The sequence below is a fragment of the Streptomyces sp. NPDC048825 genome, from assembly GCF_043198355.1.
In the GTDB taxonomy this organism is placed as follows: domain Bacteria; phylum Actinomycetota; class Actinomycetes; order Streptomycetales; family Streptomycetaceae; genus Streptomyces; species Streptomyces xiangluensis.
Genome location: NZ_JBICUR010000030.1, coordinates 45,206 through 64,090, shown reverse-complemented (window position 1 = coordinate 64,090; position 18,885 = coordinate 45,206). Strand labels below are relative to the sequence as shown.

Genomic DNA, 18,885 nt, shown 5'->3' with positions numbered 1-18,885 from the left:
GGCAAGGGGCAGATCTTCGTGAAGGGCGAGGTCATCAAGACGGTGCCCGAGTCGAAGATCGTGGAGACCCTGATCGACGAGGCGATGAAGATCGCCGAACAGATGGAGGCGGACGGAATCGCCTCCGGGGAGCCTTCGGTTTCGGTGGCGGGCTGACGAGAGGCGGAGCCGGCGGAGGGTTTGACCTGCCACCGCCGCGTCCACCCCAGAAGTCACGGCTGACCCCCGCGTGCCCGGCGCCGTCAGGAGGGCTCCGGTATCGGGCGGCGGCGCCTATTTTCGCCAGGTACAGTGCGGGGAATCAGCAGATCCCAGGGTGAGGCCCCCGTACGTGTTGACGCAGACCACCACCAGGGTCCTCGAACCGAGTGACCTGGACGCCGCGCTCGCCGTCCTCGACCGCGAGCCTGTCGTGAACGCCTTCGTGACCTCCCGGGTGCAGATCGCGGGCCTCGACCCGTGGCGGCTCGGCGGCGAGATGTGGGGCTGGTACGAGGACGGCATGCTGACGTCCCTCTGCTACGCCGGCGCCAACCTGGTCCCGATCGGCGCCACCCCTCGTGCCGTACGCGCCTTCGCGGACCGGGCCCGTCGTGCGGGCCGCCGCTGCTCCTCCATAGTCGGCCCGGCCGAGGCCACCGCCCAGCTGTGGCGGCTGCTCGAGCCGAACTGGGGCCCCGCCCGCGAGGTCCGCCCCCATCAGCCCCTGATGGTCACCAACCGCGTTCCGTCCGACATCGCCCCGGATCCGTACGTCCGCCGGATCCGCAAGGACGAGATGGAGACGATCATGCCCGCCTGCGTGGCGATGTTCACGGAGGAGGTCGGCATCTCGCCGCTGGCCGGTGACGGCGGGCTCCTGTACCAGGCCCGGGTCGCCGAACTCGTCGGCTCCGGGCGCTCGTTCGCCCGCCTCGGCCGGGACGGCCGGGTGATCTTCAAGGCGGAGATCGGCGCCGCGACCTCGCAGGCCTGCCAGATCCAGGGCGTCTGGGTGGCCCCCGAGTACCGCGGCCAGGGCCTGGCGGCCCCCGGCATGGCAGCCGTCCTGCGCTACGCCCTCGCAGACGTAGCCCCCGTCGTCAGCCTCTACGTCAACGACTTCAACACGGCCGCTCGACGCACGTACCAGAGGGTGGGCTTCCAGGAGATCGGCGCGTTCATGAGCGTGCTGTTCTGAGCGCGCTGCTCTGAGGAGCCGCGCGATCAGCCACCACGAACCCGCAGCGAACAAGACAAACCCAGTCCCCGGCGCAACCCGGCAATGTGCACCGGTAGTCTCCGGGCATGCTTGGCATCCCCGGTCAGGGCCCACGTAAGCCCGACGACGTCGTCATCGGCCCGTTGGATCTGGCCGCGCGGATCGACGAGGCGCTCGCCGTGCAGGCCGTGGCCTTCGGGCTCGGCGCGGACGAGATCGCCGTACGGCGGCAGATCGTGCTGCGGCATCTCACCTACCCCGGTGCCCGCGCATTCGGCGCCACCACTCCCGACGGCCGGCTCGTGGGCTTCGTCTACGGCATGCCCAACGACCGCGCGCACTGGTGGTCCACCGTCGTCGAGCCGTATCTGCGCAGCCAGGGCCACGAGGCCTGGCTCGACGACTCCTTCGTGATCACCGAGCTGCACGTCCACCCGCACTACCAGAACCGGGGCATCGGCCGCGCCCTGATCACCACCATCACGGACGGCGCCACCCAGCCCCGCTCGATCCTCTCGGCCATCGACAAGGACAGCCCGGCCCGTGGCCTCTACCACTCACTCGGCTACGAGGACCTGGCCCGCAACGTCCTGTTCCCCAGCGCCCCGAAGCCGTACGCGGTGATGGGCGCCCACCTTCCCCTCCGCAGGCGGTAGGTGCCGGGCACCAATCGATTTCCACCGCCCGGTACCGCCCGGCTAACCTCCTAGCCATCACCCTTATCCGGCAGGAGTTAAGAATCATGGCCCAGGTCCAGCGCATGTCCCGGTTGATGATCAAGACACTGCGCGACGACCCGGCGGACGCCGAGACGCTCAGCCACAAGTTGCTCGTCCGCGCCGGTTACGTGCGCCGCACGTCGGCCGGTATCTGGACCTGGCTGCCGCTCGGCAAGAAGGTCCTCGAGAACGTCGCGCGCGTGGTGCGCGAGGAAATGGACGCCATCGGCGGCCAGGAGGTTCTGCTGCCCGCCCTGCTGCCGCGCGAGCCCTACGACGCGTCGGGTCGCTGGGACGAGTACGGCGATCTCCTCTTCCGCGTCAAGGACCGCAAGGGCGCCGACTATCTGCTGGGCCCCACGCACGAGGAGATCTTCACCCAGCTCGTCAAGGACCAGTGCTCGTCCTACAAGGATCTGCCGGTGATCCTCTACCAGATCCAGACCAAGTACCGGGACGAGGCACGTCCCCGTTCCGGTGTGCTGCGCGGCCGTGAGTTCCAGATGAAGGACTCGTACTCCTTCGACACCACGGACGAGGGCCTGGTGGAGTCGTACGGGCTGCACCGCGAGGCGTACCAGAAGATCTTCGCGCGTCTGGGCCTCGACTACCGCATCGTCTCCGCCGTCTCCGGCGCGATGGGCGGCTCGGCGTCGGAGGAGTTCCTCGCGCCCGCCGCGGCCGGTGAGGACACCTTCGTGGACTGTCCGGCCTGCGACTACGCGGCGAACACGGAGGCGGTCACCTTCGCGCTCACGCCGGTCGAGGGCGTCGAGCACGGTCCGGTCGAGGAACTGGACACTCCCGACACCCCGACCATCGAGACCCTCGCAGAGCACCTGGGCGTGCAGGCCTCCGCCACCCTCAAGAACCTCCTCGTCAAGGTCGACGGCGAGATCGTCGCCGTCGGTGTCCCCGGTAACCGCGAGGTCGACCTCGGCAAGCTGGGCGAGCACCTGGCTCCGGCGGAGGTGGAGTTGGTGACGGCCGAAGACTTCGTGGGCCGTGAGGATCTCGTACGCGGTTATGTGGGCCCGCAGGGTCTGGACAAGGTCCGCTACATCGCCGATCCGCGCGTGGCGCCCGGCACGGCCTGGATCACGGGTGCCAACAAGCCGGACAAGCATGCGCGCAACGTCGTCTGCGGCCGGGACTTCGAGGTCGACGACTACCTCGACGTGGTCGTCGTCAAGGAGGGCGACCCCTGCCCTGCCTGTGCCACCGGCCTCAAGATGGACCGCGCCATCGAGATCGGTCACATCTTCCAGCTGGGCCGCAAGTACGCCGACACCTTCCAGCTCGATGTCCTCGGCCAGAACGGCAAGCCGGTTCGCGTGACGATGGGCTCGTACGGCATCGGTGTCTCGCGTGCGGTGGCCGCGCTGGCCGAGCAGTCGGCGGACTCCCAGGGCCTGTGCTGGCCTCGCGAGGTCGCCCCCGCCGACGTGCACGTCGTCGCCGCCGGCAAGGCCCTGCAGACCGAGCTCGCCCTCGACGTCTCGGAGAAGCTGGGTGCCGCGGGTGTACGCGTCCTGGTGGACGACCGCGCCGGCGTCTCACCGGGCGTCAAGTTCACGGACGCCGAACTGATCGGAGTCCCCCAGATCCTGGTGGCCGGCCGCCGCTCGGCCGAGGGCGTCCTCGAGCTCAAGGACCGCCGCACCGGTGAACGCGAGGAGCTGACGGCGGCCGAGGCCATCGCCCGCCTGTCGGCGTAACAGGGCCTTCGCCGCGACGGTTGGTTTCGCCCCGGCCGCCCTTACCCGTCCCATCCCGGGGGCCGGCCCCCGGGCCCCCGCCAGGGGCTCCGCCCCGGACCCCGTTTCGGGGGCCAGCCCCCGAACCCCCGCTCCTCAAACGCCGGAGGGGCTGATTTTGCGCGGACTGGGCTGCACCGCTGGGCTGAACTTTGCAGCCGAGGCCGGCATCAATCAGCCCGTCCGGCGCTTGAGGACGAGGCCGTTCAGGCCGATGGGGGTCTGGGGCGAAGCCCCGCAGGATGGGACGGGTAGGGGCGGCGGGGGCGACCCACCCCACGGCCACCCACCACCCCTACAACCACCCCGCGAACTCCAGCAACAGCTCCGCATGCTGGCCCCGCCCCACCCGCCGAGCCCGCACCCCCGACTCGACCGCACGGAACAGCGTCCACCCCCGCAACCGCTCCTGGTCCACGTCCAGCGACTCGGCCAGGCGCTTGACCCGGCGCCGGGTCGTCGCAGGGCCGGACGGCGAGGCGATCAGGTCCTCGACACGGTCCCGGACCAGGCGCGCCAGATCGAAGGCGCACTCACCGACGACGGGATCGGGCCCCACGGCCAGCCAGGGGCTGCGTTCGCCGGCGAGGACCTTGCTCTGGCGGAACGTGCCGTGCAGCAGCCGCGGCTCCGGCGGAGCCGCGAGCAGCTGCTCGCGGACCGCGAGCGCCGCGTCCACCAGCGGCAGCGTCTCCGCGTCGGCGCCCGCCCGCATCACCTCGGCCTGCCGCCCCGTCCGCTCGGCCACGGTCTCGAAGGCGTGCCCGGCAGGCGGCTCCACCCACAGCCGCCGCAACGTCCCGGCCGCCTCCAGCATGGACTTCGCCTCGGGCAACGACCGCACGGACACATCGGGATGCAACCGCTCCAGGAGCAGCACACCACCGGTCCCGGAGGGACTGGCGGGACCGGAGGACTCGAGGAGCCGCACCGTGCCCCGTCCGTCCCAGTGCGCGAGCGCGGCTCGCTCGGCCTCCGGCCGCGCGCGCGGTGGCGCGAGCTTGAGGACGGCGGGGGTCCCGTCGGGCAGCCGTACCAGCACTACAAGACTGCTGCGCCCGCCGGGCACCTGCACCCGCTCCACGGCCAACTCGCGTACAGAAACGGCCTGTTGAGCCGTTTCGGGCAGCTTCTCCAGCCAGTCGTCACCGGCCGGCGCCGTCTCGCCGAGCGCCCTGACGAGCCGCTGCGGCGGTTCGAAAGCCATACGCGAGTGTTCCCTTCCCACGTGCTCTACGTGCTCCGAAGTGCGTTACGTGCGGGGTGTCGACGGTGGCCCGGCCGCTGCGGCCCGCTCGGCGAGACCAGGGAAGGCTACGCTCCCGCCACGCCAGCGCGCCGCCCGGACCGCCGCCTCCCGCAAGGCCTGAGCGGCATCGCGCCGCCGCTCACCCCCGGCGGCCCGTACGACATCCGAGTACACACCGGCCACCCGCTCCTCGAGTTCGACGGCGAGCCGCACGGCCGCGTCGGCGTCGGTCACCGGGAACGGCAGCGCGTAAGCGGCCGCCGCCGGTTCGGGCTTCCCGTCCAGGTCCCGCACGGCCCGCGTGATCGCGTCGCGCCGGGCCCGATGCGCGTCGTACGCCGCCTGCGCCTCGGCCTGCCGCTCCTCGCCCACCTTTCCGCCGACGATCCCGTACCCGTACACCGCGGCGTGCTCGGCTCGCAGCGCGGCCTGCACGGCCTTCAGCTCGCCCGAAGCCTCCGCCTTCCCGGAAACCCCGGAACTCCCGGACCCGCTCACTTCCCGCCCTCCGTCAACAAGAACACGTGCACCGCACCGGCCGCCGCCACCGAGGCCAGCAGCCGCGCCAGCTCTCCCGGCAGCTCCTCGAGCGCCTTCGTACGGCGGTCCGCCAGCGCCCGCTCGGCCGAGGCCAGCTCGGCGAGGGCGTCCTCCTCGCGGGCCGGAACGCTCTCGGCCGGAGCACTCGCGGAAGCAGCGGGAGACGAAGAAGCCGAAGATGCCGAGGCGCTGGGAGCGGCAGACGCCCGCTTCCCGCCCCCGAACGCCTCCGCATGCCGTACGACCTCCGCCCGCAGCGGCGTCAAGGCCGACGCCAGCGCCGGATGCGCGGCGAGCACGGCCGCGTACCGCTCCGCGAGCCCCTCGCTGTCGCGTGCCGCACGCGCGCGTGCCCGATCGGCGGCGGAAGGGGCCTCCTTGGTGGTCTCGGAGGAGGAGTCGGAGGCGGAGCAGCCCGTGAGCAGCGCGGTGCCCGCACCGGCGGCTGAGGCGAGCAGGCTCCTTCGGCGCGGCCCGGAGGGCGAGCGCGACGGCAGGGTGAACGACAAGGCAGACGTCCTCGGCAGGCTCGTACGAAAGGAGGGGCGGCGACCGGAGCTCCGGGAGGCGCCTGCCCCCGATCAAGGTAACCCGCGGTGACGCCGGTGGACGGCAACACCCTCCTGGACCCGATACCCTTTGACCTGACACGCGACCTACCCACAACAGCACACGCGGCCGAGGAGTCACCCGGATGAGCACCACCCAGAGCGAGAGGCTGCGAGGACTGCTGGAGCCGCTCGTCAGCTCCCAGGGGCTCGATCTCGAGGAGATCGAAGTGGACTCGGTCGGACGTAAGCGTGTGCTGCGCGTCGTCGTCGATTCCGACGAAGGTGCCGACCTCGACCAGATCGCCGATGTGAGCCGCGCGCTCTCGGCGAAGCTCGACGAGACGGATGCGATGGGCGCGGGTGAGTACACCCTCGAGGTGGGAACGCCCGGTGCGGAGCGCGAGCTCAGGGAACACCGTCACTACGTACGTGCCGCCGGTCGGCTGGTGAAGTTCCAGCTGGCCGAGGGTGGCGAGGTGGTCGCTCGGATCCTCGAGGTGGACGACGACGGTGTGGACCTCGAAGTGCCCGGTGTGAAGGGGCGCAAGGCCACCGCCAGAAGGCTCGTCTTCGAGGAGATCGCCAAGGCGCGCGTCCAGGTCGAGTTCAGCCGCAAGGACAAGAAGGAAGAGGAGGCGTAGCCGTGGACATCGACATGAGCGCCCTGCGGGGCTTGGTACGGGAGAAGGAGATCTCCTTCGACCTGCTGGTCGAAGCGATCGAATCGGCCCTCCTCATCGCCTATCACCGCACCGAGGGAAGCCGCCGCCACGCGCGCGTGGAGCTCAACCGCGAGAGCGGCCATGTGACCGTGTGGGCGAAGGAGGATCCCGAGGACCTCGAAGAGGGCCAGGAGCCCCGCGAGTTCGACGACACCCCGACCGGCTTCGGCCGTATCGCCGCCACCACCGCCAAGCAGGTCATCCTGCAGCGCCTGCGCGACGCCGAGGACGACGCGACGCTCGGCGAGTACGCGGGCCGCGAGGGCGACATCGTCACCGGTGTGGTGCAGCAAGGGCGGGACCCCAAGAACGTACTCGTGGACATCGGCAAGCTGGAGGCCATCCTGCCGGTGCAGGAGCAGGTTCCCGGCGAGACGTACCAGCACGGGATGCGGCTGAGGTCGTACGTGGTCCGGGTGGCGAAGGGTGTCCGTGGGCCCTCCGTGACGCTGTCCCGGACGCATCCCAATCTGGTGAAGAAGCTCTTCGCTCTCGAAGTGCCGGAGATCGCCGACGGATCCGTCGAGATCGCCGCCATCGCCCGGGAGGCGGGGCACCGAACGAAGATCGCCGTCCGGTCCACCCGTTCGGGTCTGAACGCCAAGGGTGCCTGTATCGGGCCCATGGGCGGCCGTGTGCGCAATGTCATGGGCGAGCTCAACGGCGAGAAGATCGACATCGTCGACTGGTCCGACGACCCGGCCGAGATGGTCGCCAACGCGCTCTCCCCAGCCCGGGTCTCCAAGGTAGAGGTCGTGGACCTTGCCGCTCGCTCCGCGCGCGTGACGGTGCCGGACTACCAACTGTCCCTGGCGATCGGCAAAGAAGGGCAGAATGCCCGGCTCGCCGCCCGGCTCACCGGCTGGCGGATCGACATCCGTCCGGACACGGAACAGACCGGTGAGCAGACCGGTCAGCGGGCCGACGACCAGGGCGGGGAATAGATCGCGCCGCCTGGTCGCTGAGATCACGACAGTTTTATACGCGGCAACCGTTCGATTCTTGCCCCAAAGGGGTGAGGTCGGTGCGGGGAGGTAGACTTGATTGTGTCTGGCCGGACGCCAGCCCGAGCATGCCCTGAGCGCACGTGTGTGGGGTGCCGGGAGCGAGCGGCCAAGGACGATCTGCTGCGCATCGTGGCGGTCGGGGATGCATGCGTTCCCGATCATCGCGGTACGCTGCCCGGCCGGGGTGCCTATGTACACCCCGCCCTGGTCTGTCTCGACCTGGCGGTCCGCCGCCGGGCGTTCCCCCGGGCGCTGCGTGCCCAGGGAACGCTCGACACGGAGGCATTGCGCCAAGCTGTCGAGAAGACCGTTGCCGAGAAGGCAACACCGTAAGACGTGTCGCACGGAACCCCGTTGCGGCCCTGGTACCTCGCGAGTCTGAAAGCAGGTCGAGATTGCGATGAGCACTCGATGAGTACGCGATGAGTACGCCCATGAAGTAGCGACGGTCCGGACGCAACCCGGACCTAAAAGGAGCGAAGTGGCTAAGGTCCGGGTATACGAACTCGCCAAGGAGTTCGGGGTTGAGAGCAAGGTCGTCATGGCCAAGCTCCAGGAACTCGGTGAATTTGTCCGATCTGCGTCCTCGACCATCGAGGCGCCCGTTGTACGCAAACTGACTGACGCCCTCCAGCAGGGCAACGGCGGCGGCAAGCCCGCCCCGCGCAAGGCCGCGCCTGCCAAGCCGGCCACCCCCTCTCCGGCGCAGGCCGCCCGTCCGGCTGCCCCGCGCCCGCCGGCTCCGAAGCCGGCTGCCGCGGAGAAGCCCGCGGCTCCGGCCGGTGGGCCGGTGACTCCGGGGCCGCGTCCGACTCCGGGTCCCAAGCCGCCTGCGGCGAAGCCCGCTCCGGCATCTCCGGCTCCGGCAGCGCCCGAGTTCACGGCGCCTCCGGCGGCTCCCGCGGCGCCCTCGGGTCCGGCGGCATCCTCGGGTCCCGCGGCTCCCTCGGGTTCGCGTCCGGGTGGCGCCCGTCCCGGTGCCCCGAGGCCGGGTGCCCGTCCGGGTCCCGCTCAGGGCGGCGGCCAGGGTCGTGGCGACCGCGGTGACCGTCAGGGCGCGCCGCGTCCGGGTGGTCAGGGCTCGCGTCCGGGCGGCCGTCCGGCCGGCCCGCGTCCGGGCAACAACCCGTTCACCTCTGGTGGCTCCACCGGTATGGCGCGCCCGCAGGCGCCCCGTCCGGGCGGTGCCCCGCGCCCCGGTGGTGCTGGTGCCCCGGGCGCTCCGCGTCCCCAGGGCGCGGGCCAGGACCGTGGTCCCCGTCCGCAGGGTGGTCCCGGTGGCGCTCCGCGTCCCGGCGGCGGCCCCGGCGGCAACCGTCCGACTCCGGGCGGCATGCCTCGTCCGCAGGGTGGTCCCGGTGGCGCTCCGCGTCCCGGCGGCGGCCCCGGCGGCAACCGTCCGAACCCCGGCATGATGCCGCAGCGTCCGGCTGCCGGTAGCCCGCGTCCCGGCGGCGGTGGCCCCGGTGGCCGCGGTCCTGGTGGCGGCGGTCGTCCCGGTGGCGGTGGCGGCGGTCGTCCCGGTGGCGGCGGCTTCGCCGGTCGTCCCGGTGGCGGCGGCGGTGGCGGTTTCGCCGGTCGTCCGGGTGGTCCCGGTGGCGGTGGCGGCGGTTTCGCCGGTCGTCCCGGTGGTCCCGGTGGCGGCGGTGGCCGTCCCGGCTTCGGCGGTCGTCCGGGTGGTCCCGGTGGCCGTGGTGGCACGCAGGGTGCGTTCGGCCGTCCCGGCGGTCCGGCGCGTCGTGGCCGCAAGTCGAAGCGGCAGAGGCGCCAGGAGTACGAGGCCATGCAGGCCCCGTCGGTCGGCGGTGTGATGCTGCCTCGCGGCAACGGACAGACCGTCCGCCTGTCGCGCGGTGCGTCCCTCACCGACTTCGCGGAGAAGATCAACGCCAATCCGGCGTCGCTCGTCGCCGTGATGATGAACCTCGGCGAGATGGTCACTGCCACGCAGTCCGTCTCCGACGAGACCCTCCAGCTGCTCGCCAGCGAGATGAACTACGTCGTCGAGATCGTCAGCCCGGAGGAGGAGGACCGCGAGCTGCTCGAGTCCTTCGACATCGAGTTCGGCGAGGACGAGGGCGGCGAGGAGTTCCTCGCACCGCGTCCGCCGGTCGTGACCGTCATGGGTCACGTCGACCACGGTAAGACCCGACTGCTGGACACCATCCGCAAGACGAACGTCGTCGCGGGCGAGGCCGGCGGTATCACGCAGCACATCGGTGCGTACCAGGTCGCCACCAAGGTCAACGAGGAAGAGCGCAGGATCACCTTCATCGACACCCCGGGTCACGAGGCGTTCACCGCCATGCGTGCCCGAGGTGCCAAGTCGACCGACATCGCGATCCTCGTGGTGGCGGCCAACGACGGTGTGATGCCCCAGACGATCGAGGCGTTGAACCACGCCAAGGCGGCCGGTGTGCCGATCGTGGTCGCGGTCAACAAGATCGACGTCGAAGGCGCCGACCCGACCAAGGTGCGCGGTCAGCTCACCGAGTTCGGTCTGGTGGCCGAGGAGTACGGCGGCGACACGATGTTCGTCGACATCTCCGCCAAGCAGGGCCTCAACATCGAGAGCCTGCTGGAGGCCGTGGTCCTCACCGCGGATGCCTCGCTCGACCTGCGGGCCAACCCGGAGCAGGACGCGCAGGGCATCGCGATCGAGTCCCACCTGGACCGTGGCCGCGGCGCCGTCGCGACCGTCCTGGTCCAGCGAGGCACCCTGCGGGTCGGCGACACCATGGTGGTCGGCGACGCGTACGGCCGTGTCCGCGCGATGCTCGACGACAAGGGCGAGAACGTGGAAGAGGCGGGTCCCTCGACCCCGGTCCTCGTCCTCGGTCTCACCAACGTCCCGGGCGCCGGCGACAACTTCCTCGTCGTCGACGAGGACCGTACGGCCCGTCAGATCGCGGAGAAGCGTGCCGCTCGTGAGCGGAACGCCAACTTCGCCCGCCGGGGTGTCCGGTTCTCCCTGGAGAACCTGGACGAGGCCCTCAAGGCCGGTCTGGTGCAGGAACTCAACCTCATCATCAAGGGCGACGCGTCCGGTTCGGTGGAGGCTCTCGAGTCCTCGCTGCTCCAACTCGACGTCGGCGAAGAGGTCGACATCCGCATCCTGCACCGCGGTGTGGGTGCGGTCACCGAGTCGGACATCGACCTGGCGACCGGCTCCGACGCCATCGTCATCGGCTTCAACGTCCGCGCGGCCGGCCGTGCCTCGCAGATGGCGGAGCGCGAGGGCGTCGACGTCCGCTACTACTCGGTGATCTACCAGGCCATCGAGGAGATCGAGGCGGCCCTCAAGGGCATGCTCAAGCCGGAGTACGAAGAGGTCGAGCTCGGCACGGCGGAGATCCGCGAGGTCTTCCGCTCGTCCAAGCTGGGCAACATCGCCGGTGTGCTGGTCCGCTCCGGCGAGGTCAAGCGCAACACGAAGGCGCGGTTGCTGCGCGATGGCAAGGTCATCGCGGAGAACCTCAACATCTCCGGCCTGCGTCGCTTCAAGGACGACGTCACCGAGATTCGCGAAGGGTTCGAGGGTGGTATCAACCTCGGCAACTTCAACGACATCAAGGTGGACGACGTCATCGCGACGTACGAGATGCGTGAGAAGCCCCGCGGGTAACACGGGTGCATAAGGTTGGCCGGCGGGTTTCCCGCCGGCCAACCTTGCCGTTCCTGGGGAGCGGGTGGGGTTTTCGCCCCCGCCGCCCCTACCCGTCCCACCCTCGGGGCTCCGCCCCGGACCCCCGGTCCTCAAACGCCGGACGGGCTGATTTCAGCCCGTCCGGCGTTTGAGGACGAGGCCGTCAGGCCGATGGGGGTCTGGGGCGCAGCCCCAGCGGGGTCCGGGGCGGAGCCCCGAGGGGTCCAGGGGCGCAGCCCATGGTGGGGCTCTGGGGCGCAGCCCCAGGGATGGGACGGTCAGGGGCGGCGGGGGCGAAAACCCCGTCGAGCCGCACCGGCCCCCCGTTGTACCGTTCTTGACGTCCCTGCCAAGAGCTTGGCGGGTCATCTACCCCGTACCGGCGGGACATCCGGACACACATGTACGTGGGGACTCTGTCCTTCGATCTGCTCCTCGGCGACGTACGGTCGCTGAAGGAGAAGCGTTCCGTCGTCCGGCCGATCGTGGCGGACCTCCAGCGCAAGTTCGCGGTGAGCGCCGCGGAAGTAGGCGATCAGGACCTGTACCGACGGGCCGAGATCGGGCTGGCGGTGGTCTCGGGGGACGCGGGGCATCTGACGGAGGTACTGGACCGGTGCGAGCGCATGGTCGCCGGCCGGCCGGAGGTGGAGCTGCTGTCCGTACGACGGCGGCTGCACGGCGACGACGACTGACCGTGCACGACGATGGACTGTGCACGCGGAACACGCGGACAACGCGGAACAGGCAAGAAAGAGGGAGACGGACCAGTGGCCGACAACGCGCGGGCGAAGAGGCTGGCGGACCTCATCCGAGAGGTGGTGGCCCAGAAGCTGCAGCGCGGGATCAAGGACCCGCGGCTCGGTTCGCAAGTCACCATCACGGACACCCGGGTCACCGGGGATCTGCGGGAGGCGACCGTCTTCTACACGGTGTACGGGGACGACGAGGACCGGGCAGCCGCGGCAGCCGGCCTGGAGAGCGCCAAGGGCGTGCTCCGCTCGGCGGTCGGGGCGGCGGCGGGCGTGAAGTTCACCCCGACCCTCAGCTTCGTGGCGGACGCGCTGCCGGACACCGCCAAGACCATCGAGGACCTGCTCGACAAGGCACGGGCCTCGGACGCGAAGGTGCGCGAGGTCTCGGCCGGCGCCAGCTTCGCGGGTGACGCGGACCCGTACAAGAAGCCGGACTCCGACGACGAGGCGGCCGGTGCAGTCGAGCCGGCGGAGACGGACGGCGACGCCCCGGCATGACCCAGAAGAACCGCACGCCCGACGGCCTGGTCATCGTCGACAAGCCGTCGGGCTTCACTTCGCACGACGTGGTCGCCAAGATGCGCGGGATCGCGAAGACCCGCCGCGTCGGACACGCGGGCACCCTCGACCCGATGGCCACGGGCGTGCTCGTTCTCGGCGTCGAGAAGGCGACCAAGCTCCTCGGCCATCTCGCGCTCACCGAGAAGGAGTACCTGGGGACGATCCGGCTCGGGCAGACATCCGTCACCGATGACGCCGAAGGGGACATCACGGCCTCCGCCGACGCCTCGGGGATCCCCCGGGACGCCGTCGACGCCGGGATCGCCAAGCTCACCGGCGACATCATGCAGGTGCCGTCCAAGGTCAGCGCCATCAAGATCGACGGCGTGCGCTCGTACAAGCGGGCCCGCGAAGGCGAGGACTTCGAGATCCCGGCCCGGCCGGTCACGGTCTCCTCCTTCTCCGTGTACGACGTCCGGGGCGCCGTCGCCGAGGACGGTACGCCCGTACTGGACCTGGTCGTCTCGGTGGTCTGTTCTTCGGGGACGTACATCCGTGCGCTGGCCCGCGACCTCGGCGCCGACCTGGGTGTCGGCGGCCATCTGACGGCGCTGCGCCGCACCCGTGTCGGCCCCTACAAGCTGGACTCCGCGCGCACGCTCGACCGGCTCCAGGAGGAGCTGACGGTGATGCCGCTGGCGGAGGCGGCCGCGGCGGCGTTCCCCCGCTGGGACGTGGACGCGAAGAGGGCGCGACTGCTGACGAACGGGGTGCGGCTCGAGATGCCCGAGGCGTACGCGGGCGCCGGCGCCGTCGGGGTGTTCGATCCCGAGGGGCGATTCCTCGCGCTGGTGGAGGAGCAGAAGGGCAAGGCGAAGAGCCTGGCCGTCTTCGGCTGACCGGGACTGACCGGCGGGGTGCGGCCCGTCACAGGGCCCATGCCGATGCGGGACGAGGGTGTGCGGCATGGCACCCTGGGACCTGCGTATGAGAGACCTGCGTATAAAGGCGATCGGTACGCAGCCAATACGGACACGGGTTCTACGAGGAGCGGTCACAGTGCAGCGCTGGCGTGGCTTGGAGGACATCCCCCAGGACTGGGGGCGCAGCGTCGTCACCATCGGCTCGTACGACGGCGTCCACCGCGGGCACCAGCTGATCATCCGGCATGCCGTGGAGCGGGCACGTGAGCTGGGCGTTCCGTCCGTTGTCGTCACGTTCGACCCGCACCCGAGCGAGGTCGTGCGCCCCGGCAGCCATCCGCCCCTGCTCGCCCCGCACCACCGCCGCGCCGAGCTGATGGCGGAGCTCGGTGTCGACGCCGTGCTCATCCTGCCGTTCACCACCGAGTTCTCGAAGCTCTCGCCCGCCGAATTCGTCGTCAAGGTCCTCGTCGACAAGCTGCACGCCAAGGCGGCCGTCGAGGGCCCGAACTTCCGCTTCGGCCACAAGGCCGCCGGGAACGTGGCGTTCCTGATCGAGCAGGGCAAGACGTACGACTTCGAGGTCGAGGTCGTCGACCTGTACGTGACCGGCGAGGCCGGCGGCGGCGAACCCTTCTCCTCCACGCTCACCCGAAGGCTCGTCGCCGAGGGCGACGTCGAGGGCGCGCGCGAGATCCTCGGCCGCCCGCACCGCGTCGAGGGCGTCGTCGTACGCGGCGCCCAGCGCGGCCGTGAACTGGGCTTCCCGACCGCCAACGTCGAGACGCTGCCGCACACCGCGATCCCCGCCGACGGTGTCTACGCCGGCTGGCTGCACGCGCAAGGCGAGGCCATGCCCGCCGCGATCTCCGTCGGCACGAACCCGCAGTTCGAGGGCACGGAGCGGACCGTCGAGGCGTACGCCATCGATCGCGTCGGCCTCGACCTGTACGGCCTGCATGTCGCGGTCGACTTCCTGGCCTTCGTCCGCGGACAGGCCAAGTTCGACTCCATCGAGGGCCTGCTGGAGACGATGGCGCAGGACGTGAAGCGCTGCCGGGAGCTGGTGGAGGCGTACGAGGGGGAGTAGGCGGCGGTTGTACGCGACTGGGGGAGCCCGTAGCCATCACAGCGCCGGGCGCCCCCATTTACGTATCGACAAAGCCGACTGCTACTGCCGCACCTGCTCAACGGGCGCCGCCCCGACGGCATCTGCCCAATGGCAAGCCACTTGGGTCCGGCCGTCCCCGGCCAGTACCGGCAGCTCCTGTCCGCGGCAGGCGTCCGCGACCGAAGCGCGTTCGGCCTCGCCGCTCGCGAGGACCTGGCAGCGGGCGTGGAAACGGCAGCCGGAGGGGATGCGGGAGGGGTCCGGGGGTTCGCCGGTGAGGACCACCGGATCGCCGGGTGCCTCCGGCAGGACCGACAACAGGGCTCGGGTGTACGGGTGTTGGGGTGCCGTCAGGACCTGCTCCACCCCTCCTGTCTCCACGACCCGGCCCAGGTACATCACCGCGACCCGGTCGGCGATGTTCCACGCGAGGCCTAGGTCGTGCGTCACCACGAGGGCGGACAGGCCGAGTTCGGTGCGCAGGCGCAGCAGGAGGGCCAGGATCTCGCCGCGTACGGAGGCGTCGAGGGAGGCCACCGGCTCATCGGCGACGATGAGTTCGGGCTCCAGGACGAGTGCGCCCGCGATGACGACGCGCTGCCGCTGTCCGCCGGACAGTTCGTGCGGGTAGCGGAGGAAGAAGCGCTCCGGGGGACGCAGCCCGGCCCGGGAGAGGGCCTCGGCGACCGCCGCCCGCTCGTCACCCGCGTACCCGTGGATACGCAGCCCTTCCGCCACCGCGTCGTACACCGTGTGCCGCGGATTGAGCGAGCCGCTCGGATCCTGAAGCACCAGCTGAACGCGCCTGCGGTACGCCTTGAGGGCCCGCGAGGAGTAGCCAAGGGGCTCTCCGCCGAAGGTCACGCGACCCGCGGTCGGCTGGACGAGCCCGAGCAAGGATCGCGCCAGCGTCGTCTTGCCGCATCCCGACTCCCCGACCAGCGCGACGATCTCCCCGGGCCGGATGTCGAGGTCGACCCCGTCGACAGCACGGGCCTGGGCTGCGCCGTGGCGACCTGGGAAGGCGACGTGCAGGCCTTCGGCGCTGAGGAGGGGCGCCGCCCCGGAGGGCGGGGGAGGAGTGGTGCTCGTCATGGCGTACTGCTCCTCGCTTCTCCGACGGCATCTCCAACAGCTTCTCCAACGGCTTCTCCGACGACTTCGCCTGCGGCGGATGCGCTGTCGGCCTCGGCCTCGGTCGTGGCCGACACCGCGTCGGAATCTGCGGCGGTCCCAGCCGGTCCTGGCAACCCCACGTGGACGCACGCCGCCCTGCGTGCCGGTCCCGCGTCGCGCAGCTGCTGGTCCTCCGTCGCGCACGCGTCCAAGGCCTTCGAGCAGCGCGGATGGAACGTGCAGCCGCAGGGCAGGGCGGCCGGATCCGGGGGGTCGCCCGGCAAGCCGCGTGGCGCGAAACGTGAGGCAGGGTCGCCGATGCGCGGGAAGGCCGCTGACAGAGCCCGGGCGTACGGATGGTGGGCGTTCTCGTGGACCGACCGCGCCGGGCCCTCCTCGACCACCCGGCCCGCGTACATCACCGCGAGCCGGTCGCAGGTGTCGGACAGGACCGCCAGGTCGTGGCTGATCATGATGAGGCCCAGGTCCTGTTCGGCGACGAGCTGCTCGATCAGGCGGAGGATCTGCGCCTGGATCATCACGTCGAGGGCCGTGGTCGGCTCGTCGGCGATGATCAGGCGGGGGTCACAGGCCAGAGCCATGGCGATCATGACGCGCTGCCGTTGGCCGCCCGACAGCTCGTGCGGGTACGCGGACGCGCGCGCCGCCGGAAGGCCCACGTGCTCCAGGAGTTCGCCGGTCTTCTTACGGGCGCCCGCGGGCGTCGCCTTCCTGTGCAGCAGGATGGGCTCGGCGATCTGGTCGCCGACGCGGTGCACGGCGTTGAGCGAGTGCATGGCGCCCTGGAACACGATCGAGGCACCGGCCCACCGAACCGCCCGTACCCGCCCCCACCTCATGCCCAGTACGTCCTCGCCGTCCAGGAGAATCTCCCCGGACACCCGGGTCCCGGACGGCAGCAGCCTGAGCAGCGCGAGCGCCAGCGTCGACTTGCCGCAGCCCGACTCACCCGCCAGGCCCAGCTTCTGGCCCGCGTCCACGGTGAGGTTCACCCCGCGCACGGCGGCGGCCCCACCCGCGTACGTCACTTCGAGGTCGCGTACCTCCAGGAGCCTCAACGGGCCACCCCCAGCCTGGGGTTGAGAACGGACTCGACCGCGCGCCCGCACAGCGTGAACGCGAGGGCGACCACGGCGATCGCGATGCCTGGCGGCACCAGATACCACCACTTCCCCGAACTGACCGCGCCCGCCTCCCGCGCGTCCTGCAGCAGCCCGCCCCAGGAGACCACCGTCGGATCACCGAGCCCGAGGAACGCCAGCGTCGCCTCGGCGAGGATCGCGGAGGAGATGATCAGTGTCGTCTGGGCCAGCACCAGCGGCATGACGTTCGGCAGGACATGGCGGGACATGATGTGCCCGTGGCCGCCGCCGAGCGCCTTGGCGCGTTCGATGTACGGCCGCGACTCCACGGCGAGGGTCTGGGCGCGCACCAGTCGGGCCGTGGTCGGCCAGGTCGTGACGCCGATCGCCAGGATGATCGTGCTGAGCGAGCGGGACATCACGGTGGCGAGCGCGATCGCGAGCACCAGTGTCGGCATGACCAGGAACCAGTCCGTGATCCGCATCATCACGGTCGCGTACCAGCCCCGGAAGTGCCCGGCGGTGATCCCGATCAGCGCCCCGATCGCCACCGACAACACCGCCGCGAGCAGCCCCACGAGCAGCGAGACCCGCGAGCCCCAGACCACCAGACCGAGCAGGCTGCGGCCGAACTGGTCCGTCCCCAGGGGGAATCCGGCACTCGGACTCTCCAGCGGCCCGCCCGGCGCATCCGTCACGCTCTGCACATCGGAGCCGATGGTCAGCGGCGCTGTCAGCGCGACCAGCGCGAAGAGCACCAGGGCGGCGAGGCCGAAGAGCCCAGCGCGGTGCGAGCGGTACTGCTTCCAGAAGCGGGCCGCCGAGTGACGGCGCCGCTGCCGGGCGAGCGCGCGCGGACTCGCCTTGGCGACAGGGGTAGTTGCTTCGGTTGTCATCGGCCCACCCGGGGGTCGAGCAGCGGATAGATCAGATCGGCCAGCGTGTTCATCACGATCACCGCCGCCGCGAAGATGAAGAACAGCCCCTGGACCAGCGGAAGATCGGGCACGCTCAGCGCCTGGTAGAAGAGCCCGCCGAGGCCTGGCCAGGAGAAGACGGTCTCGACGAGGATCACACCCGCGACGGTCCGCCCGAGATTGACGAAGATCAGCGTCACGGTCGGCAGCATCGCGTTCGGCACGGCATGGCGACGGCGTACGAGATCGTCCCGGAGTCCCTTGGCCCGCGCGGTGGTCAGATAGTCGCTGCCCATCTCGTCCAGCAGCGCGGACCGCGTGACGAGCAGGGTCTGCCCGTACTCCACCGCGGCCAGCGTGATCACGGGCAGGATCAGGTGATGGGCGACATCGAGGACGTACGCGAATCCCTCCTCGCCGCCCGACTCCATGCCGCCGGTCGGGAAGAGACCGGGAATCGGGCCGATGCCCACCGCGAAGACGATGATGAGCAGCAGCCCCAACCAGAACGACGGAATCGAGTAAAGGGTCAGCGCCAGACCGGTGTTGAGCCGGTCTCCGACGCCGCCCTGGCGCCAGGCGGCACGCGTACCGAGGAAGACGCCGAGCGCCGTGTAGAGGACGAACGCCGTGCCGGTGAGCAGCAGTGTGTTCGGCAGCGCCTCGGTGATCTTGTCGATCACGGGCGCGTTGAACTGGTACGACGTTCCGAGATCGCCGGTGAATGCCTTGCCGCAGTACTCCGTGAACTGCTGCCAGAGCGGGAGATCCAGTCCGAACTCCCGCCGGTAGGTGGCGAGTTGCTCGGCCGACACCTGGCGCCCGCCCGTCATGTGCTTCACCGGGTCGCCGGGGATCAGCCGGAAGAGGAAGAAACTGGTGACGAGGACGGCGAGCAGCGAGACGGCCGCGCCGCCCACCTTGCCCGCCACATACCGCAGATACGCGGTTCTCGTGCGCGTCCGCGGCCCGCGGACCGACGGCCCGGTCTCGACGGGGCCGTCGGTCTTCTCGGCCTTCTCGACCAGCGAGGGTGTCGCTTCAGCGGTCATACGGTCATGAACTCT

The 18,885-nt window shown here is 70.7% G+C and carries 18 protein-coding genes and 1 pseudogene; 12 read left to right on the top strand and 7 right to left on the bottom strand.

The window, feature by feature from the left end:
• From ACGFNK_RS43535 to ACGFNK_RS43520, 4 genes and pseudogenes are all read left to right on the top strand, one after another.
• A pseudogene (locus tag ACGFNK_RS43535) lies at positions 1-156 on the top strand (4-hydroxy-3-methylbut-2-en-1-yl diphosphate synthase); the annotation flags it as partial.
• Between the two features lie 175 nt (positions 157-331).
• Entirely contained in the window at positions 332-1,180 is an 849-nt protein-coding gene (locus ACGFNK_RS43530; RefSeq protein ID WP_386349952.1) for a GNAT family N-acetyltransferase, read from the top strand.
• Positions 1,181-1,287: 107 nt separating this feature from the next.
• Entirely contained in the window at positions 1,288-1,857 is a 570-nt protein-coding gene (locus ACGFNK_RS43525) for a GNAT family N-acetyltransferase (protein ID WP_393426252.1), read from the top strand.
• Positions 1,858-1,943: 86 nt separating this feature from the next.
• Positions 1,944-3,638 carry a proline--tRNA ligase gene (locus ACGFNK_RS43520; protein ID WP_393426249.1) on the top strand — a complete coding sequence of 565 codons (1,695 nt, stop codon included), beginning with the start codon at positions 1,944-1,946 and terminating at the stop codon, positions 3,636-3,638.
• 334 nt (positions 3,639-3,972) lie between these two features.
• Here the strand turns inward: ACGFNK_RS43520 and ACGFNK_RS43515 are convergent, their stop codons facing one another.
• From ACGFNK_RS43515 to ACGFNK_RS43505, 3 genes are read right to left on the bottom strand one after another with little or no spacing between them, the layout of a single operon-like run.
• The gene (locus ACGFNK_RS43515) at positions 3,973-4,884 is read right to left on the bottom strand and encodes an aminoglycoside phosphotransferase family protein (protein ID WP_393426246.1); all 912 of its coding nucleotides are present in this window, start codon (positions 4,882-4,884) and stop codon (positions 3,973-3,975) included.
• A gap of 45 nt (positions 4,885-4,929) precedes the next feature.
• Positions 4,930-5,424 carry a ferritin-like domain-containing protein gene (locus ACGFNK_RS43510; protein ID WP_393426243.1) on the bottom strand — a complete coding sequence of 165 codons (495 nt, stop codon included), beginning with the start codon at positions 5,422-5,424 and terminating at the stop codon, positions 4,930-4,932.
• Positions 5,421-5,975, bottom strand: a complete 555-nt coding sequence (locus tag ACGFNK_RS43505; RefSeq protein WP_393426240.1) for a hypothetical protein — start codon at positions 5,973-5,975, stop codon at positions 5,421-5,423. Before ACGFNK_RS43505 ends, ACGFNK_RS43510 begins: the two co-directional genes overlap by 4 nt.
• A 185-nt stretch (positions 5,976-6,160) precedes the next feature.
• Between ACGFNK_RS43505 and rimP the strand changes: the two genes are divergently transcribed.
• The 8 genes from rimP to ACGFNK_RS43465 all read left to right on the top strand — a co-directional run bounded on the left by rimP (position 6,161) and on the right by ACGFNK_RS43465 (position 14,661).
• Positions 6,161-6,658, top strand: a complete 498-nt coding sequence (gene rimP, locus ACGFNK_RS43500; RefSeq protein ID WP_393426237.1) for a ribosome maturation factor RimP — start codon at positions 6,161-6,163, stop codon at positions 6,656-6,658.
• A 2-nt stretch (positions 6,659-6,660) separates the two neighbouring features.
• A complete protein-coding gene (nusA, locus tag ACGFNK_RS43495; RefSeq protein ID WP_388687999.1) occupies positions 6,661-7,683 on the top strand; it encodes a transcription termination factor NusA in 1,023 nt (340 codons plus the stop codon).
• Positions 7,684-7,785: 102 nt separating this feature from the next.
• Positions 7,786-8,079: a YlxR family protein gene (locus tag ACGFNK_RS43490; RefSeq protein ID WP_386349974.1), complete on the top strand. Its 294-nt coding sequence runs from the start codon at positions 7,786-7,788 to the stop codon at positions 8,077-8,079.
• Positions 8,080-8,227: 148 nt separating this feature from the next.
• On the top strand, positions 8,228-11,371 hold the full coding sequence (gene infB, locus ACGFNK_RS43485) for a translation initiation factor IF-2 (protein ID WP_393426233.1): 3,144 nt from the start codon (positions 8,228-8,230) through the stop codon (positions 11,369-11,371).
• 422 nt (positions 11,372-11,793) lie between these two features.
• On the top strand, positions 11,794-12,087 hold the full coding sequence (locus ACGFNK_RS43480; protein WP_388688003.1) for a DUF503 domain-containing protein: 294 nt from the start codon (positions 11,794-11,796) through the stop codon (positions 12,085-12,087).
• A 75-nt stretch (positions 12,088-12,162) separates the two neighbouring features.
• Entirely contained in the window at positions 12,163-12,645 is a 483-nt protein-coding gene (gene rbfA / locus ACGFNK_RS43475) for a 30S ribosome-binding factor RbfA (RefSeq protein ID WP_386349982.1), read from the top strand.
• Complete coding sequence (gene truB, locus ACGFNK_RS43470) at positions 12,642-13,547, top strand: tRNA pseudouridine(55) synthase TruB (protein WP_393426228.1); 906 nt, start codon at positions 12,642-12,644, stop codon at positions 13,545-13,547. Before rbfA ends, truB begins: the two co-directional genes overlap by 4 nt.
• A 160-nt stretch (positions 13,548-13,707) precedes the next feature.
• On the top strand, positions 13,708-14,661 hold the full coding sequence (locus tag ACGFNK_RS43465) for a bifunctional riboflavin kinase/FAD synthetase (RefSeq protein ID WP_393426225.1): 954 nt from the start codon (positions 13,708-13,710) through the stop codon (positions 14,659-14,661).
• An 81-nt stretch (positions 14,662-14,742) separates the two neighbouring features.
• Here ACGFNK_RS43465 and ACGFNK_RS43460 read toward each other — a convergent pair whose 3' ends face one another.
• The 4 genes from ACGFNK_RS43460 to ACGFNK_RS43445 are packed head-to-tail and all read right to left on the bottom strand — an operon-like array spanning position 14,743 to position 18,870.
• Complete coding sequence (locus ACGFNK_RS43460) at positions 14,743-15,777, bottom strand: oligopeptide/dipeptide ABC transporter ATP-binding protein (RefSeq protein ID WP_393426222.1); 1,035 nt, start codon at positions 15,775-15,777, stop codon at positions 14,743-14,745.
• Positions 15,774-16,877, bottom strand: coding sequence for an ABC transporter ATP-binding protein (locus ACGFNK_RS43455; RefSeq protein WP_393426219.1), 1,104 nt, complete (start codon positions 16,875-16,877; stop codon positions 15,774-15,776). The genes ACGFNK_RS43460 and ACGFNK_RS43455 overlap by 4 nt, the downstream gene beginning before the upstream one ends.
• Positions 16,874-17,797, bottom strand: coding sequence for an ABC transporter permease (locus ACGFNK_RS43450; RefSeq protein WP_393426216.1), 924 nt, complete (start codon positions 17,795-17,797; stop codon positions 16,874-16,876). Before ACGFNK_RS43450 ends, ACGFNK_RS43455 begins: the two co-directional genes overlap by 4 nt.
• A complete protein-coding gene (locus ACGFNK_RS43445) occupies positions 17,794-18,870 on the bottom strand; it encodes an ABC transporter permease (protein ID WP_393426213.1) in 1,077 nt (358 codons plus the stop codon). Before ACGFNK_RS43445 ends, ACGFNK_RS43450 begins: the two co-directional genes overlap by 4 nt.
• Between the last annotated feature and the right edge of the window lie 15 nt (positions 18,871-18,885).

Coding starts and splice junctions, on each gene's coding strand:
- ACGFNK_RS43525 (WP_393426252.1), top strand. CDS start 1,288: ATGCTTGGCATCCCCGGTCAGGGCCCACGTAAGCCCGACGACGTCGTC.
- ACGFNK_RS43520 (WP_393426249.1), top strand. CDS start 1,944: ATGGCCCAGGTCCAGCGCATGTCCCGGTTGATGATCAAGACACTGCGC.
- ACGFNK_RS43515 (WP_393426246.1), bottom strand. CDS start 4,884: ATGGCTTTCGAACCGCCGCAGCGGCTCGTCAGGGCGCTCGGCGAGACG.
- rimP (WP_393426237.1), top strand. CDS start 6,161: ATGAGCACCACCCAGAGCGAGAGGCTGCGAGGACTGCTGGAGCCGCTC.
- ACGFNK_RS43480 (WP_388688003.1), top strand. CDS start 11,794: ATGTACGTGGGGACTCTGTCCTTCGATCTGCTCCTCGGCGACGTACGG.
- truB (WP_393426228.1), top strand. CDS start 12,642: ATGACCCAGAAGAACCGCACGCCCGACGGCCTGGTCATCGTCGACAAG.
- ACGFNK_RS43460 (WP_393426222.1), bottom strand. CDS start 15,777: ATGACGAGCACCACTCCTCCCCCGCCCTCCGGGGCGGCGCCCCTCCTC.
- ACGFNK_RS43450 (WP_393426216.1), bottom strand. CDS start 17,797: ATGACAACCGAAGCAACTACCCCTGTCGCCAAGGCGAGTCCGCGCGCG.
- ACGFNK_RS43445 (WP_393426213.1), bottom strand. CDS start 18,870: ATGACCGCTGAAGCGACACCCTCGCTGGTCGAGAAGGCCGAGAAGACC.